Source organism: Pedobacter sp. UC225_61, from assembly GCF_044452285.1.
Taxonomy (GTDB): Bacteria; Bacteroidota; Bacteroidia; order Sphingobacteriales; family Sphingobacteriaceae; genus Pedobacter.
On the sequence record NZ_JBIOAL010000001.1, the window covers coordinates 2,759,062 to 2,774,605 of the forward strand.

Annotated in this window: 19 protein-coding genes; 12 read left to right on the forward strand and 7 right to left on the reverse strand. The window is 33.0% G+C overall.

The window, feature by feature from the left end:
• Positions 1-12: 12 nt before the first annotated feature.
• From kdsB to trpS, 3 genes are all read right to left on the reverse strand, one after another.
• Complete coding sequence (gene kdsB / locus ACHMWN_RS12580; protein ID WP_397301575.1) at positions 13-738, reverse strand: 3-deoxy-manno-octulosonate cytidylyltransferase; 726 nt, start codon at positions 736-738, stop codon at positions 13-15.
• A gap of 216 nt (positions 739-954) precedes the next feature.
• Entirely contained in the window at positions 955-1,569 is a 615-nt protein-coding gene (locus tag ACHMWN_RS12585) for a deoxynucleoside kinase (RefSeq protein ID WP_397301577.1), read from the reverse strand.
• 78 nt (positions 1,570-1,647) lie between these two features.
• The gene (gene trpS, locus ACHMWN_RS12590; RefSeq protein ID WP_397301579.1) at positions 1,648-2,649 is read right to left on the reverse strand and encodes a tryptophan--tRNA ligase; all 1,002 of its coding nucleotides are present in this window, start codon (positions 2,647-2,649) and stop codon (positions 1,648-1,650) included.
• Between the two features lie 59 nt (positions 2,650-2,708).
• Between trpS and ACHMWN_RS12595 the strand changes: the two genes are divergently transcribed.
• From ACHMWN_RS12595 to ACHMWN_RS12620, 6 genes are all read left to right on the forward strand, one after another.
• Positions 2,709-3,431, forward strand: coding sequence for a lysophospholipid acyltransferase family protein (locus tag ACHMWN_RS12595; RefSeq protein WP_397301581.1), 723 nt, complete (start codon positions 2,709-2,711; stop codon positions 3,429-3,431).
• A 2-nt stretch (positions 3,432-3,433) separates the two neighbouring features.
• The gene (gatC, locus tag ACHMWN_RS12600; protein WP_397301584.1) at positions 3,434-3,724 is read left to right on the forward strand and encodes an Asp-tRNA(Asn)/Glu-tRNA(Gln) amidotransferase subunit GatC; all 291 of its coding nucleotides are present in this window, start codon (positions 3,434-3,436) and stop codon (positions 3,722-3,724) included.
• A gap of 49 nt (positions 3,725-3,773) precedes the next feature.
• Positions 3,774-4,532, forward strand: coding sequence for an ABC transporter ATP-binding protein (locus ACHMWN_RS12605; RefSeq protein WP_397301587.1), 759 nt, complete (start codon positions 3,774-3,776; stop codon positions 4,530-4,532).
• Positions 4,533-4,582: 50 nt separating this feature from the next.
• A complete protein-coding gene (locus ACHMWN_RS12610; RefSeq protein ID WP_397301590.1) occupies positions 4,583-5,131 on the forward strand; it encodes a cob(I)yrinic acid a,c-diamide adenosyltransferase in 549 nt (182 codons plus the stop codon).
• 85 nt (positions 5,132-5,216) lie between these two features.
• Positions 5,217-5,438 carry a DUF2795 domain-containing protein gene (locus ACHMWN_RS12615; RefSeq protein WP_008240955.1) on the forward strand — a complete coding sequence of 74 codons (222 nt, stop codon included), beginning with the start codon at positions 5,217-5,219 and terminating at the stop codon, positions 5,436-5,438.
• 125 nt (positions 5,439-5,563) lie between these two features.
• The gene (locus ACHMWN_RS12620; protein WP_372818832.1) at positions 5,564-5,716 is read left to right on the forward strand and encodes a lmo0937 family membrane protein; all 153 of its coding nucleotides are present in this window, start codon (positions 5,564-5,566) and stop codon (positions 5,714-5,716) included.
• A 62-nt stretch (positions 5,717-5,778) separates the two neighbouring features.
• Here ACHMWN_RS12620 and ACHMWN_RS12625 read toward each other — a convergent pair whose 3' ends face one another.
• Together ACHMWN_RS12625 and queA are read right to left on the reverse strand one after the other, a co-directional pair.
• Positions 5,779-6,447: a 2-C-methyl-D-erythritol 4-phosphate cytidylyltransferase gene (locus ACHMWN_RS12625; RefSeq protein ID WP_397301596.1), complete on the reverse strand. Its 669-nt coding sequence runs from the start codon at positions 6,445-6,447 to the stop codon at positions 5,779-5,781.
• Between the two features lie 84 nt (positions 6,448-6,531).
• The gene (gene queA / locus ACHMWN_RS12630) at positions 6,532-7,581 is read right to left on the reverse strand and encodes a tRNA preQ1(34) S-adenosylmethionine ribosyltransferase-isomerase QueA (RefSeq protein WP_173268870.1); all 1,050 of its coding nucleotides are present in this window, start codon (positions 7,579-7,581) and stop codon (positions 6,532-6,534) included.
• A gap of 159 nt (positions 7,582-7,740) precedes the next feature.
• Here queA and ACHMWN_RS12635 point away from each other — a divergent pair, with 159 nt between their 5' ends.
• Complete coding sequence (locus ACHMWN_RS12635) at positions 7,741-8,988, forward strand: ABC transporter permease (RefSeq protein ID WP_397301600.1); 1,248 nt, start codon at positions 7,741-7,743, stop codon at positions 8,986-8,988.
• 76 nt (positions 8,989-9,064) lie between these two features.
• Here ACHMWN_RS12635 and ACHMWN_RS12640 read toward each other — a convergent pair whose 3' ends face one another.
• Positions 9,065-10,261, reverse strand: a complete 1,197-nt coding sequence (locus ACHMWN_RS12640) for a pyridoxal phosphate-dependent aminotransferase (protein WP_397301603.1) — start codon at positions 10,259-10,261, stop codon at positions 9,065-9,067.
• Between the two features lie 116 nt (positions 10,262-10,377).
• Between ACHMWN_RS12640 and ACHMWN_RS12645 the strand changes: the two genes are divergently transcribed.
• The 5 genes from ACHMWN_RS12645 (at position 10,378) to trxA (ending at position 14,899) form a co-directional block, all read left to right on the forward strand.
• Positions 10,378-11,355 carry a cation diffusion facilitator family transporter gene (locus ACHMWN_RS12645; RefSeq protein ID WP_397301606.1) on the forward strand — a complete coding sequence of 326 codons (978 nt, stop codon included), beginning with the start codon at positions 10,378-10,380 and terminating at the stop codon, positions 11,353-11,355.
• Positions 11,352-11,789, forward strand: a complete 438-nt coding sequence (locus tag ACHMWN_RS12650) for an NUDIX domain-containing protein (protein ID WP_397301609.1) — start codon at positions 11,352-11,354, stop codon at positions 11,787-11,789. Before ACHMWN_RS12645 ends, ACHMWN_RS12650 begins: the two co-directional genes overlap by 4 nt.
• A complete protein-coding gene (gene bioA, locus ACHMWN_RS12655) occupies positions 11,790-13,931 on the forward strand; it encodes an adenosylmethionine--8-amino-7-oxononanoate transaminase (protein ID WP_397301612.1) in 2,142 nt (713 codons plus the stop codon).
• A 79-nt stretch (positions 13,932-14,010) separates the two neighbouring features.
• A complete protein-coding gene (locus ACHMWN_RS12660) occupies positions 14,011-14,544 on the forward strand; it encodes a hypothetical protein (RefSeq protein WP_397301615.1) in 534 nt (177 codons plus the stop codon).
• 58 nt (positions 14,545-14,602) lie between these two features.
• Positions 14,603-14,899, forward strand: a complete 297-nt coding sequence (gene trxA / locus ACHMWN_RS12665) for a thioredoxin (protein ID WP_397301618.1) — start codon at positions 14,603-14,605, stop codon at positions 14,897-14,899.
• Here the strand turns inward: trxA and pdeM are convergent.
• Positions 14,896-15,534, reverse strand: a complete 639-nt coding sequence (pdeM, locus tag ACHMWN_RS12670) for a ligase-associated DNA damage response endonuclease PdeM (protein WP_397301620.1) — start codon at positions 15,532-15,534, stop codon at positions 14,896-14,898. The two genes, trxA and pdeM, sit on opposite strands and share 4 nt — an antisense overlap.
• Positions 15,535-15,544: the final 10 nt, after the last annotated feature.

Here is a 15,544-nt window from a genome sequence, read left to right on the forward strand (position 1 = left end):
TAAAAAAATATCCTATAAAATTATTTTTTGTAAATCTTCTGGAGTATCAATTGCAATGGTTTCTATGTTGGTTATTTTTGTTTTAATCTGATAACCATTTTCTAACCAACGCAATTGCTCTAAACTTTCGGCCAATTCTAAAGACGATGGTGATAATTTGGTGATTTCCAACAGTGTTGACGTTTTATAGCCATAAATACCAATGTGTTTATAAAATTGGTGTGCTGTTGCCCAATTCTCTTTTTCCGCATTACGAATGAAAGGTATTGGGTGGCGACTAAAATAAATAGCTTGTTGATTAGAATTAATTACAACTTTTGGAATATTGGTATTTAAAAGTTCAGTATCCTCATCAATTTTTTTGATCAGCGTCGCTAGTTCGACATTTTCATCGTCAAAACATGAACTCACTAAAGAAATTTGCGTCGGATCTATAAATGGCTCATCACCCTGGATATTTATCACTACATCAAAATCTGGCAGTTTTTTTACAACTTCTGCACAACGATCTGTTCCACTTTGATGATTAGGGTTAGTTAATATAAAATTACCACCAAACCGTTTAACTTCTGCTGCAATGCGTTCATCATCAGTGGCAACGACTATTTTATCTAAATCGGATTTTAAGGCTTGCTCATACACTCGTTGTATCATGGTTTTGCCTCCAATATCAACTAATGGCTTCCCAGGAAATCGGGTAGAAGCAAAGCGAACAGGAATAATTCCGAGAACTTTCAAAGTAACTAATTATAAAAATATAACAGATAATATAGGGATTAAAAGTAATAGGGCTAACACGAAATAAGATATGGGATGAGCAAAATTAAATGTCCAACCTAAACTTTCAACCTGCTTCCGAACTATAAATCTCGAAATCATTTTTATTGAAATAAAACATTCCAAATTTCCAATTCGATGGATTGTCATGTTGAAAGTCTTTCATGGTTATAATATTTAAAATAATCCGTTAATTTCGGCTTCTATAGACTGAATAACAGTTCCTAAATCTTCAGGATTATTAGTGAAATCAAGTTTATCCTTATCTAAAACTAACAATTTACCTAAATCATACCCTTTAATCCAAGCCTCATATTTTTCATTCAATTTCGATAAATAATCAATACGAATACTAGCTTCATACTCTCTACCACGCCTTTGAATATTGTTAACTAGAGTCGGTACAGAAGCTCTTAAATATACCAATAAATCCGGTGGTTTAATAAATGAGGTAATATTGCTAAAAATAGCTTTATAATTATCGTGATCTCTCGATGTCATTAATCCCATTTCATGCAAATTTTCTGCAAAAATATGGGCATCTTCATATATCGTACGATCTTGAATTACATTGCGTTTATTACTATCAATCTCAACAATTTGTTGAAAACGGCTATTTAAAAAATAGATTTGTAAATTAAAGCTCCAACGTTTCATGTCGCTATAAAAATCTTCCAAATAAGGGTTATTATCTACTGCTTCGTATAGAGCTTCCCATCCGTAACTTTTGGCAAGTAAACTAGTTAAAGTCGTTTTTCCTGCGCCAATATTTCCAACTATTGCTATGTGCATATTTTATTTAAGATATGAGATTTAGATGTAAGAGTTGAGATTTTAATGAATCTAAACCGCTCATTTCAAATCTATCAATTAAAAACTTTTAAACCCAATTAATTCTCTAACTTCTCTGATGGTTTTTTGTGCGCTTTCTCTTGCCTTTAAAGCGCCATGTTTTGCCACTTGGCGAAGATAAGAAGTATCTGCAGCAATTTCATTAATACGTTCACGCATTGGTGCTGTAGTAATAATCATATCTTCAGCTAATTGCTTTTTAAAATCGCCATAACGAATAGCCATTTTATTGTATTGGTCTTCGAAATGAGTTAGGGTATCTTCGGAAGAAACAATTTTCATTAAATCGAATAAATTCTGAATAGCTTCTGGTTTTTCTTGAAACTCTGCAGTTGGGCCACTATCAGTAACCGCTCTTGAAACTTTTTTACGAATAATTTCAGGGCTATCTGATAAATAAACTGCATTTCCTTCACCCTCAGATTTTCCCATTTTCCCTTTTCCATCTAAGCCAGGAACTTTTACTAAACTTTTAGAATAGCTAAACGCATAAGGTTCAGGAAAATAATCTTGATTATATAACCTGTTAAATCGGTTACCAAACGTACGAGCCATTTCTAAATGTTGTTCCTGATCTTTACCTACTGGAACTTTTGTGGCTTTATGTATCAAAATATCTGCAGCCATTAAAACTGGATACGTTAATAAACCTGCATTTACATTATCTGGGTTTCCACGAACTTTATCTTTAAAAGAAGTGCTTCTTTCCAATTCGCCCATGTAAGCATTCATGTTTAGATATAAATACAATTCTGCAATTTCAGGTACATCAGATTGGATATAAATCGTTGTTTCTTCTGGATCTATCCCACTAGCTAAATATTCTACCAAAACATGCCTCACATTTCCATGTAAATCTGCTGGAGTAGGATGTGTAGTTAATGAATGCAAATCGGCAATAAAAAAGTAACAATTGTACTCATGTTGCATTTGTACAAAGTTTTTTACCGCACCGTAATAATTTCCTATATGTAATTTTCCTGTAGAACGTATTCCGCTTACAACCGTTTCTTTGATCATGGCCCGAAATTAAGAAAAAACCTATAAATAGATTGCCGTAATTTGTATTTTTGATTTCGATGATTAAACTACTCCGAAAAATACATTACATATACTCAGTATTTAGCATTGTTTTTTTCTTTATTCTTTTTCGACCTCTTTATTATTTAGGTACACGTAATCCTAAATATTATTCGTTTTTAAATAAAATTAGAAAATTTCATTCATTCATTTGCACTGCTATAACCGGTACTTTTTTTAATTTTGAATTTGAAAAAAAGCTAGATAACAAACAGACCTATATTTATTGCGCAAATCATACTTCAAATTTAGATATTGTGATTTTTTGTCTATTAGCAAAAGGGCGATATCATTTCATGGGGAAAGAAGAGTTATTGAAAAACCCTGTATTAGGTATGTTTTTTAAAACAATAGATATTCCAGTTTCTCGAGAAAGTAAGATTTCTGCTTTTAGAGCATTTAAAAGAGCTGGTGAAAATCTAGAAAAGGAGATGAGCTTAATTATCTTCCCAGAAGGAAGAATTGATGATGCATATCCGCCAGTTTTACAAGAATTTAAAAATGGTCCATTTAGATTAGCTATTGAAAAAAATATCCCTATTGTCCCTGTGTCTATTATAAATGTGTGGAAATTGATGTGGGATGATGGTATGAAATATGGAACCAAACCAGGTATAGGAGATATTTATGTTCATGAACCCATTTTAACCAGTATATTGGGCATAGAAAATGCAGATATTTTAAAAGATGAGGTTTTTAAAAAGATTAACAGTAGATTATAGTAATGAAAATAGATAAACAAACGGTTCATAAAGTTGCTGATTTAGCTAGGATTGCTATAAAAGATAACGAGGTTGATACATTAACAGTAGAAATGAATAAGATACTTACTTTTATGGAAAAGCTTAACGAGTTAGACACTACTGGTGTAAAACCGTTGGTTTACATGAATGAAGAAGTTAATGTTTGGCGGGAAGATAATGCAAAGCAAGAAATTAGTGTGGCTAACGGATTAAAAAATGCAGCTACACACAATGAAAGTTTCTTCTTAGTGCCTAAAATAATAGAAAAATAAACACAGCTGTAACATTGGCTAGGCAAAGCTGGTCTAAAAAGAAAAAACAATGCAGAACACACTCATTACCATAAAAGATATAGGTCGTAAATACGTTATCGGTTCAGAAGTTATTCACGCGTTAAAATCAGTAACGCTATCCATTAATAAAGGAGAATTTGTTGCATTAATGGGCCCTTCAGGTTCTGGTAAATCAACTTTGATGAATATTTTGGGATGTTTAGATACACCAAGCAAAGGCGACTATATTTTGAACGGAATTAATGTTAGTCATATGACTGATAATGAGTTAGCTGAAGTTCGTAATAAAGAAATTGGTTTCGTTTTTCAAACGTTTAACTTATTGCCTCGTTCTACTTCTTTAGATAATGTTGCTTTACCTTTAATTTATGCAGGTGCAAGTAAAAAGGAGCGTGATGAACGTGCTACAAAAGCATTAGAAAATGTAGGCCTAGGTAATCGTGTAACGCACAAACCAAATGAACTTTCTGGTGGTCAACGTCAACGTGTAGCTGTTGCAAGAGCATTAATTAACAATCCTTCCATTATATTGGCCGATGAGCCGACGGGTAACTTAGATACTAAGACCTCAATTGAGATTATGGGTTTACTAGAGGAAATTCATAGTAAAGGAAATACGATTATCTTGGTTACACACGAGGAAGATATCGCACAACATGCACACCGAATTGTACGTATGCGTGACGGTTTGATTGAGAAAGATTATTTAAATGAAGACATCAAAACAGTTTCACCTCGTTTAACTAATTTGGAACAAAAAGGTGATGATTTTGAGAAAATAAATTAAGCATAGGCTTAGAGTTATATATCAAAAACTTTCAACCTTTTATTTTACGTATGAAAATTTACACAAAAACAGGCGATAAAGGTCAAACTTCATTAATTGGTGGCACTCGAGTACCTAAATTTCATGTGCGCATTGAAAGTTATGGTACCGTTGATGAATTAAATTCGTACATCGGTTTAATTATGTGTCAGGATATTGATAGGCATCATCAGCAAATATTGAAAGAGATTCAAGATAGGTTATTCACAATTGGTTCATCGTTAGCATCAGATCCTGAACGCTCAAAAATGAAAATTCCTGATTTACTCGAAAGTGATATCACGCTTTTAGAAAATGAAATGGATACGATGAATGAACTCTTGCCCGAACTAAAACATTTTATCCTGCCAGGTGGTAATACAGTTGTATCTTATTGTCATTTAGCACGTTGTGTATGTCGTAGAGCGGAAAGATTAACTGTGCAATTAGCGGCAGAAAGTTTTGTTGACAACAATATTACAATCTATTTGAATAGATTAAGTGATTATTTATTTGTTTTGGCACGTAAACTGAGCGCTGATACTAAAACAGCAGAAATCATCTGGATACCACGAATTTAAATGGTGGAAAAAAATATTTGTTTTGCTCATTTTTTTTAACATACTTTTGCGCTTTCAGAATTTAGAATAAATTAATATTAAGAATATGTATTGGACATTAGAACTCGCATCGCACTTGGAAGACGCTCCATGGCCTGCAACAAAAGACGAATTAATAGATTACGGTATTCGTTCTGGTGCACCTGTAGAGGTGATTGAAAATTTACAAGCCTTAGAAGATGATGGTGAGCCCTACGAAACAATAGAGGAAATTTGGCCAGATTATCCTACCAAAGATGACTTCTTCTTTAATGAAGATGAATATTAAATGATTAAAAGTCTCAAATTTCTTTGAGACTTTTTTATTTTCCAGAACAATTTAGAGCCATCGGTTGTTAATGTTTTAAATCAAATAAAAGGTATTAAACTTAAAATCACTAAAAACTAAATCTCATGGGAAATCTACTTTATGTAATCGCAGTAATTTTGGTAATCATCTGGGCAATCAGCTTCATAGGAGGTTACTATACGGGTGGTATTATTCACATTCTATTAGTAATAGCAATCATAGCTATTATTTTAAGAGTAATTAGAGGCGCCGCCTAGAATAAATTCATCTATCAATGTGGAATAAGCTTTAATAAAGGTAAAACTTTGTTAAAGCTTATTTATTTTAGTAAGAAATTTGCTAATTCTAAATCTTCTGGATAAGTGATTTTTAAATTATTTCTTTCTCCTTCTATTAAATTTATTTTAAAACCAGCTTTTTCAACTACACTCGCATCATCGGTAAATTTAGATTTATAATGTTGCTGGTATCCTTTTCTAAGTTGACTGATTTCAAAGGTTTGAGGTGTTTGGATTAAAACAAGTTCATCTCGGTTGATTATTTTGCTTTTTTCGTTGTTTTCCTTCACTCTTCTCACCGAATCGCTAGGTTTGATGCATGTGATAGCATTTCCTATATTTTCAGCAATTTCGTAAGCTTTAGCAATAAGTTTCGAACTAACCAAGGGCCTAACAGCATCATGTACAGCTACAATTCCTTCTCCTTTAATTGCCATTAAACCATTTCTCACAGAGTGAAACCTTTCATCCCCACCTTTAATTAAAATATGAGGAATATTGAAATTATATTTTAAGCAGAGCTCTTCCCAATATTGATGAAGATCGGCATTTAAAACAAGAATAATTTCGGGTTTGAAAGAAGAGGAGTAAAAAGCCGATAATGTGTGCATGAGCACTGGCTTATTCTTTAGCAATAAAAACTGCTTAGCAATTGTGTTCTGCATTCTTTTTCCAGAACCTCCACCAACAATTATTGCATAATATTTCATTTCGGTAGGTAGATATTAGTATAAAGTATTTAAATAGTTTTGTTAAATACTTTATACTAAATACTTTATACTAAATACTTATAGCTATATAATTAGCATCGCATCACCATAGCTATAAAAGCGATACTTCTCTTTTAACGCTACTTGGTAGGCATTCATTACATTTTCATAACCTCCAAAAGCACTTACCATCATTAATAAGGTAGATTCTGGTGTATGGAAATTTGTAATCATACAGTTTGCAATACTAAAATCGTATGGAGGGAAGATGAATTTACTAGTCCAATCGTTAGCAGGCTTTAATTTTCTGCCAGATGAAACTGCCGATTCTATAGCACGCATTGATGTTGTACCAACAGCGCAAATTCTTCTCTTTTCATCCAATGCTTTGTTTACTGTATCAACCGCAGGTTGCTCAATAATAAATTGCTCAGAATCCATTTTATGTTTAGTCAAATCTTCAACCTCAACAGGTCTAAAAGTTCCCAAACCAACATGTAATGTCACTTCAGCAAATTCAACACCTTTTAATTCTAAGCGTTTCATTAACTCTCTGCTAAAGTGTAAACCAGCAGTTGGAGCGGCAACAGCACCTTCGTTTTTAGCATAAATCGTTTGATAGCGCTCTTTATCCTGTGCCGTAGCTTTACGTTTAATGTATTTTGGAAGTGGTGTTTCTCCTAAAATTTCAACATTTCTTCTAAACTCTTCGTCAGTACCATCAAATAAGAAACGAATAGTACGACCACGTGATGTTGTATTATCCACAACTTCAGCAACTAATAAATCGTCATCACCGAAGTATAGTTTATTTCCAACGCGGATTTTACGAGCTGGATCTACTAGAACGTCCCATAAACGTAATTCTTTATTTAATTCACGTAATAAAAATACTTCGATTGTAGCACCAGTTTTTTCTTTATTTCCGTATAAACGAGCAGGAAATACTTTTGTATTGTTAAGGATCATAACATCCTTATCATCAAAATATCCTAAAACATCTTTGAAAATCTTATGCTCAATCTTGCCACTATCTTTGTGTAAAACCATTAAACGGGCTTCGTCTCTTTGTTCTGCAGGATTGTTCGCTAAAAGCGATTCAGGTAAATTAAACTTAAATTGAGATAACTTCATGTTTTTTGATGTAGTAAATTAGGGCGCAAATTTACAAATTATAATTCTGTTTTTTATAATTAATAATTATGACTAATTGCAGCAAAATTATTTTTAATGTATTTTTTATATTATAGTTGAGTAACTGTAACCTTTTTAGGTATTTTTGGTCTAAACAGTATGATAATGATATTTAGACTAATTGGCGAAAGTTTCAGGTTTGCTTGGGACGCACTTCGTCAGAATAAACTGAGAACTGCGCTATCTTTATTAGGGATAACAATTGGTATTTTTATCATTATTGCAGTTTCGACAGGCGTTGACACCATGCGCAATAAAATTCAAAGTAGTGTAGATAAATTAGGATCTAATACGTTATTTGTGCAAAAATGGCCATGGATTTTTAGTGGGAATTTCCCTTGGTGGAAATATGTAAATCGTCCAGAGCCATCATTAAGAGATTATTTAGCGCTTAAAGATCGCATGGATATGGCTCAAGGTGTATCCTATGAAGTTTCAGCAAATAGTCGTACGTTAAAATATCGTAGTAATTCAGTTGAGGGAGCAAGTTTAAATGCCGCCTCTCAGGAATACGATAAAACTTGGGATTTAGAATTTCAAGATGGAAGATATTTTACAGAAAATGAAAGTAAATCTGGTTCGCCAGTTTGCATTATAGGGGCTGAAATTGCTGAAGGTTTATTTGATGGTGAAGAACCGGTCGGTAAGCAAATTAAAGTAATGGGGCGGAGGGTTACTGTTGTTGGGGTATTTAAAAAAGAAGGTGAAGACATGATGGGTATGTCGCAAGATAAAAATGTGCTTATTCCATTGAACCTAGCTAAAGGTATTTTCGATATTAATAATGAAAGATATAACCCTCAGGTTACTGTACGAGGAAAGGAGAACATTGCACTAGAAGAAGTTGAGGCAGAATTGAAAGGTCAAATGCGTTCTATTCGTCGTTTAAAGCCTGGTCAAGAGGATGATTTTTCTTTAAATAAAACAACTATGCTTTCTAATCAATTAGATATCATGTTTGGTGTAGTAGATATTGCAGGTTTAATTATTGGCGGATTTTCTGTTCTAGTAGGTGGTTTTGGAATTGCAAACATCATGTTTGTTTCTGTAAAAGAACGCACCAATATTATTGGTATCCAAAAATCACTTGGAGCAAAAAATTACTTTATTTTATTGCAATTTGTATTTGAAGCAGTAGCATTATGTTTAATGGGAGGACTTTTAGGGTTAGGAATGGTGTATTTGCTTACACTTCTATTTACGCATGTTTTTGATGTTGAAGTAATTTTATACTTAAAAAATGTGGCAAAAGGTATTGGATGGTCTGTAGGAATTGGTTTAATAGCCGGTTTCTGGCCAGCGTTTTCTGCATCGCGATTAGATCCAGTAGAGGCAATACGATCTTAATAAAATTAAAATATAGAATAACATAAAAAAGGAGCACCAACTTGGAGCTCCTTTTCTTATTGAATAGTTTTGAAATTTAGTTTAATAAGGCTAATGCGGCTTTAATTCTTCTTAACGCTTCTACTAAACTTTCATCTGAGGCAGCATAAGATAAACGGATGTAATTGTTGTTTCCAAATGAATCACCTCCAACAGTTGCCACATGCCCCACATTTAATAAATATAAAGCAAGATCAGCAGAATCTTTAATTACATTTCCATCTGCATCTTTTTTGCCAAAGAATGAACTAATTTCTGGAAAGAAATAAAAAGCTCCATCTGGTAAATTTGTTTTAACACCTGGAATATCGTTGAGTAAATCATAAACTAACTGTCTGCGTCTAGCAAAAGCTTTTTTCATTTCTAAAACTGTTTCCAAACCTTGTTCGTAAGCAGCAATACCAGCACGTTGAGCAATAGAACAAGTTCCAGAAGTTGTTTGTCCTTGCATCTTATCATTTGCTGCAGCAACCTCTTTGCTTGCAGCTATATATCCTAATCTCCAACCGGTCATTGCAAAAGCTTTAGAAAAACCATTTACAATAATTACACGCTCTTTAATGCTTTCAAATTGTGCAATCGATTCATGTTGATCAACAAAGTTGATATGCTCATAAATTTCATCCGATAGAATAAAAATATTTGGATGTTTTTCGAAAACTTTAACTAATGCCGCTAATTCAGCTTTGCTATAAACAGACCCTGTTGGATTACAAGGTGATGAAAACATGAAAAGTTTAGTTTTTGGTGTAATTGCTGCCTCCAGTTGTTCAGGAGTAATTTTGAAATCACTTTCAATATCGGTATCTATAAAAACAGATTTTCCTTCTGCAAGTATTACCATTTCAGAATAAGAAACCCAATAAGGAGTAGGAATAATTACTTCTTCCCCCGGATTAATTAAAGTTAAAATCACATTTGATAAAGATTGCTTTGCTCCAGTTGAAACAACAATCTGAGAAATATCATAATCTAAATTATTCTCTGTCTTTAATTTATTTGCTATGGCTTGGCGTAATTCTGGATAACCAGGAACTGGAGAGTAACGAGTGTAATTCTCATCCAACGCTTTTTTAGCGGCATCTTTTACATGATCTGGCGTATTAAAATCTGGTTCGCCAATACTTAGACTAATAATGTTAACTCCTTTTGCCGCTAATTCGCGACCAAGTTTAGTCATTTTAAGTGTAGCAGACTCGGATAAGTTGTTGATTCTTTGAGATAAAAAAGTCATAATAATTTTGTGAATGCGCAAATATAAAAATCGATTGCAATTAGGAACTAAAAAAAGATACTTTTTCTTAAAATTCCACGCTTTAACTGTATTTTTGACTTCTAAAATATCTTAATTTGCAACCTAAAAAGAAAGCCATACTCATTTCACTCTGCGTTAGTATCATTTTGATGCTGGCAAAGTTTATCGCTTACTTTTTAACAAATGCCAATGCTATTCTCACAGATGCAGCTGAAAGTATTGTAAATGTAATTGCAAGTTCTTTTGCCTTTTATAGTATTTATCTCAGTACGTTACCTAAAGATGAAAATCATCCATATGGGCATGGTAAAGTTGAATTTTTCTCTGCTTTTGTAGAAGGCGTTTTAATTGGCATAGCAGGAATTATTATTGTTTTTAAATCGAGTTATGATTTAATTTATCCGAATGAAATAGGACAATTGTATGATGGTGCGATCATTATCGGAGCTACTGGTGTTATTAATCTAATAGTTGGTTTTTATTTAATCAATACAGGAAAAAAGAACAACTCTATTACGTTAGAGGCTGATGGCAAGCATTTATTAACGGATTCTATTAGCAGCGGTGGACTGGTAGTTGGAATAATTTTAATTCAATTAACTCAAATTTATTGGCTAGATGGTGTAATTTCAATTGCTTTAGGTTTGTATATCATTTTTAATGGATATAAGCTAACAAGAAAATCTGTTGGAGGATTAATGGATGAAAGCAATATTGAACTGGTGAAAGATATTGTGTCAATTTTGCAGGAGAATAGAGAAGAAAGCTGGATTGATATTCATAATTTGAGAGCTCAGCAATATGGATCGGATTTACATATAGATTGCCATGTTACTTTACCTTATTATTTCGATTTAAATACTGTTCATCAAGAAATTTCAAACATAGATAAAATGATTAATTTTTCTGGAAAGCATGCAACTGAGTTATTTATTCATGCAGATCCTTGTTTGCCAGCTTGTTGTAATTATTGTAAAATGCATAATTGTGGAGTTAGGCAAGAAGCATTTAGAGGAGAAATTAAATGGGATATGGAAAATGTCACCAAAAATCAAAAGCATTTTAATCAATGAGTTACTTTAATGTAAGAGTTTACGGATTACTGATTAATGCTCAAAATGAAGTTTTAATAAGTGATGAACACGAATATGGACAATTTTTTTCTAAGTTTCCTGGTGGTGGATTAGAGCTTGGTGAAGGTTTAATTGACGCACTTAAACGAGAGTTTATGGAAGAATGCAATGCAGAGATTGAAGTAACTGGTCATTTCTATACCACTGATTTTTACGAGAAATCTTCTTTTAATGATAGTCAAGTTATTAGTGTTTATTATTTAGTGAAGGAAGTTCATCCTTTACAATTAAGCTTTAAAACAAAAGTATTTGATTTTGATGAAGGGATTTTTCAATCTTTTAGATGGATCAACATTAACAATCTAAGTGAAAGTGATGTGACTTTTAAAACCGATAAAGCAGTCGTAAATCTTTTAAAAAAATCAATCATATAGATGGAAGAAAAGATTTTATATTACTTAAGTCCAATTCTTAAGGTCATTCTCTTTTTGATTTTTATTTTCATGTGTTTGTTACCGTTTGGAATAATTTCTCAATTTGATTTTATTTCAATAGACAAAGAATCATTTTTAGCTGATGTATTTTTAGAGGGATCCACTGTTCTAGCAGTATTAGGAGCACTTTTAATGATTTTTAAAGTTTTCCCAACAATAAATTTTAAAACAGTATTTATAATTCCAGAGAATTCAATTTCTGGATTTTTAAAAGGAAGTTTAATTGGACTTTTATTAATTGCGTTTTGCGTTGGTTTGCTTTTATTGAATGGTAACGTCGTATTTTCTGCAGCGGAGATCAGTATACTTCTGTTTTTTGGGTATTTATTATTTTTCATCATTGTTGCAGTATTTGAAGAATTAATGTTTAGATCATTTCCTTTATTTGCTTTTGCAGAGCGATATCCAATTAGCATTGCTATTATTTTAAATAGTGCATTATTTGGTTTAATACATTTAGCAAATCCAAGTTTTAATGCACTAGCTATGTTAAATATTACGCTAGCTGGTACATTGTTTTCTATATATACCTTGCAAAAACGAAACGTGAGTTGGGCGATTGGTATTCATTTTGGTTGGAATTTTACCCAAGGAATTCTTTTAGGCTATAAAGTTAGTGGAACAAATACACCAGGAATTTTATTAGCTAAACCTGTTGGTCAAGATTACCTCTCTGGTGGTGCTTTTGGTATTGAGGGTTCTGTATTTTGCACAATTGTCTTATCAATTTTAATCATTTGGTTATTGATTCGTTATAAAATAGAAGTCAATAACAACTATTTTGCAGGAAGATTTGGAAGAAGAAACAACAATATGAGTTTAGTAGAAAGAGATAAAAAAGTAATCTGGCATCCATACACTCAAATGAAAGATGCTCAAAATCCTATTCCAATTGTAAGGGGTGAAGGGGTTTATCTTTATGATGAGAATGGAAATAAGTACATTGATGCTGTTTCTTCATGGTGGGTAACTATCCATGGTCACGCTCATCCGTACATAGCAGAAAAAGTTTCAGCACAATTAAAAGAATTAGAACACGTGATTTTTGCTGGTTTTACTCACGAGCCTGCTGTGAGATTGGCGGAACGGCTATTGCCATTATTGCCAGGTAAGCAAGCTAAAATTTTCTATAGTGATAACGGTTCAACAGCAGTTGAAGTCGCTTTGAAAATGTGTTTGCAATATTGGAACAACAAAGGAAACACACAAAAAAAGAAGGTTTTAGCATTTAAAGATGCTTATCACGGTGATACTTTTGGTGCAATGTCTGTAAGTGGAAGAAGTATTTTTACGAATCCATTTAATGATTTGTTATTCGATGTAGAATTTATCGATTTGCCTAATGAAACGAATATCTTACATCTCACATCTCATATCTCAAAACTCTCTTCTCAACTCTGCTGTTTCATCTTCGAACCTTTAATTTTAGGTGCTGGCGGAATGTTGATGTACGAAGCTAAATACCTTGATGAACTTCTAAAAGCTTGTAATGAAAACGATGTTCTTACCATTGCAGATGAAGTAATGACTGGATTTGGTCGAACAGGTACTTATTTCGCTTGTATGCAGTTAAACCTACATCCAGATATATTCTGCTTAAGTAAAGGTTTAACCGGCGGAACAATGCCAATGGGCGTTACCAGTTGCAATGATAAAATTTTCGAAGCTTTTTTGAGCGATGATAAATTGAAAACTTTGTATCACGGACATTCATTTACGGCTAATCCTGTAGCTTGTTCAGCCTCTTTAGCTAGTTTAGATATTTTATTAGCAGAAGAAACCTTAGCGAATATAAAAAGGGTAGAAGCACAACACAAAGAATTTTTCAAACAAATAGAAAATCATCCTAAAGTTAGAACCATCAGGCAAACTGGAACTATCATCGCTATTGAATGGGAAACAGGAAGCGACACTTCGTACCTTAGTGGATTAAGAGACAGACTTTACAATTACTTTTTAAGCAAGGGAATTATACTTCGTCCATTGGGAAACATCATTTATATCTTACCTCCCTATGTCATTTCTAATGATGATTTGACGTACATTTACAACTCGATTCAACAAGCTTTAGACAAAATATAATATGCAATTAACTTCGATTTTGGAAAATATTGTTAATGATAATTCACTGCATTCCAGGTGGTTAAATACCTTATCGTATATGGAAAATGCAGGTGCAAAAAAGATATCAGCTTCTGAACATAAAGAAGAAGTAACGCTTTTGATTTTAAAACACGCCGCTGAAGAACATCGCCATGCTTATTATTTAAAAAAGCAGTTGGCAAAGCTTGATGAAGATTTATGCAAGACTTATAGTAACTCAGAATTGCTGGCTCCAAATCATACCAAATATTATTTAAACACTTTAGATGTTTTGGTTTGTAGATATTTAAAAAACCATTTCAACTTATCTGGCTACGATTTAAAGTTTGCAGCTTATCTTTTTGTAACCTATGCCATTGAAGTGAGAGCGGATGAGCTATATCCAATTTATCAAGAAATTCTAACTGCAAAAGAGAGCAGAGTAACTGTAAAATCTATCATTTTGGAGGAGGAAGGACACTTAGAAGAAATGTTAAACCAGTTAAGAGAATTTTCTCCTGACTGGGAAAAACATGCAAATGAAATCATTAAGATTGAACAGCGCATGTTTAACGATTGGATAGTAGGATTGGCAAAGGAAGTTGCTGCTTAATGATGGCAAACTAAAAACTTAACCTATACTCAATTGTTTTGTAATAAAATTAAATATTATGTCTAAGTTTTCAGAATTAATAAATGGCGACAAACCTATTTTAGTAGATTTTTTCGCTGAATGGTGTGGTCCGTGTAAGATGATGGCACCAATTTTAGACCAAGTTAAAAGTGAGATAGGAGACAAAGCCACCATCATAAAAGTTGATGTAGATAAAAATAGAAATGCGGCTGCTGCATATAACGTTCAAGGTGTGCCGACATTTATATTATTTAAAAATGGCAAGCAAATCTGGCGACAAAGTGGTGCACTTCCAGCTACCCAGCTTAAAAATGTAATTGAGAGTAACAGTTAAACCTTTACAACCTTTGTTGGTGTAATGGCATAAACCTGTTCATTTGCTTTTGGTTTTACTAAACTTAAGCCAGTAAACGCACTAAAAGCTGGCATTACCGCATAATCATTACCAAAATAAAAGCAAGGAAATTTAAGGCTCTGTTTTGCCTTTCCATAGACAGATACACCAGGATGAATATGACCACTAATTGGATATAGGTTTGATTCCTTGCATTTTACTGCATCATGAATAAAGCAAAAATTTGGTGTGCAATAACTAGGTTCGTGAATTTCAATTCCTAGCTGTTGATACTGCCTTTCATCCAACTTGTCATGGTTTCCTTTCACCAGTACAAATTTTAAACTTTGATATTGTGCTTTCCAGTGTTCAAAATCATCGATATCAGTGTTCACATCGTGATGAAACATATCCCCGTTAATTAACAATATTTTAGGCTGATGGTGATTTAAGAGGTCACTCAGTCTATTTAAATCACTTTGTGCAAGAGTCGAAGGAACTTGTAAGCCAGCCTTCCGGAAATGAGCAGCTTTACCCAAATGCAAATCGCTTATGGCTAATAGTTGTTCGTTTGGTAAAAAAATGGCTCTTTCTTTAGCTAGAATCAGCTCCTCTTCTCTAATAGTTATCGTCATCTATTGTCTG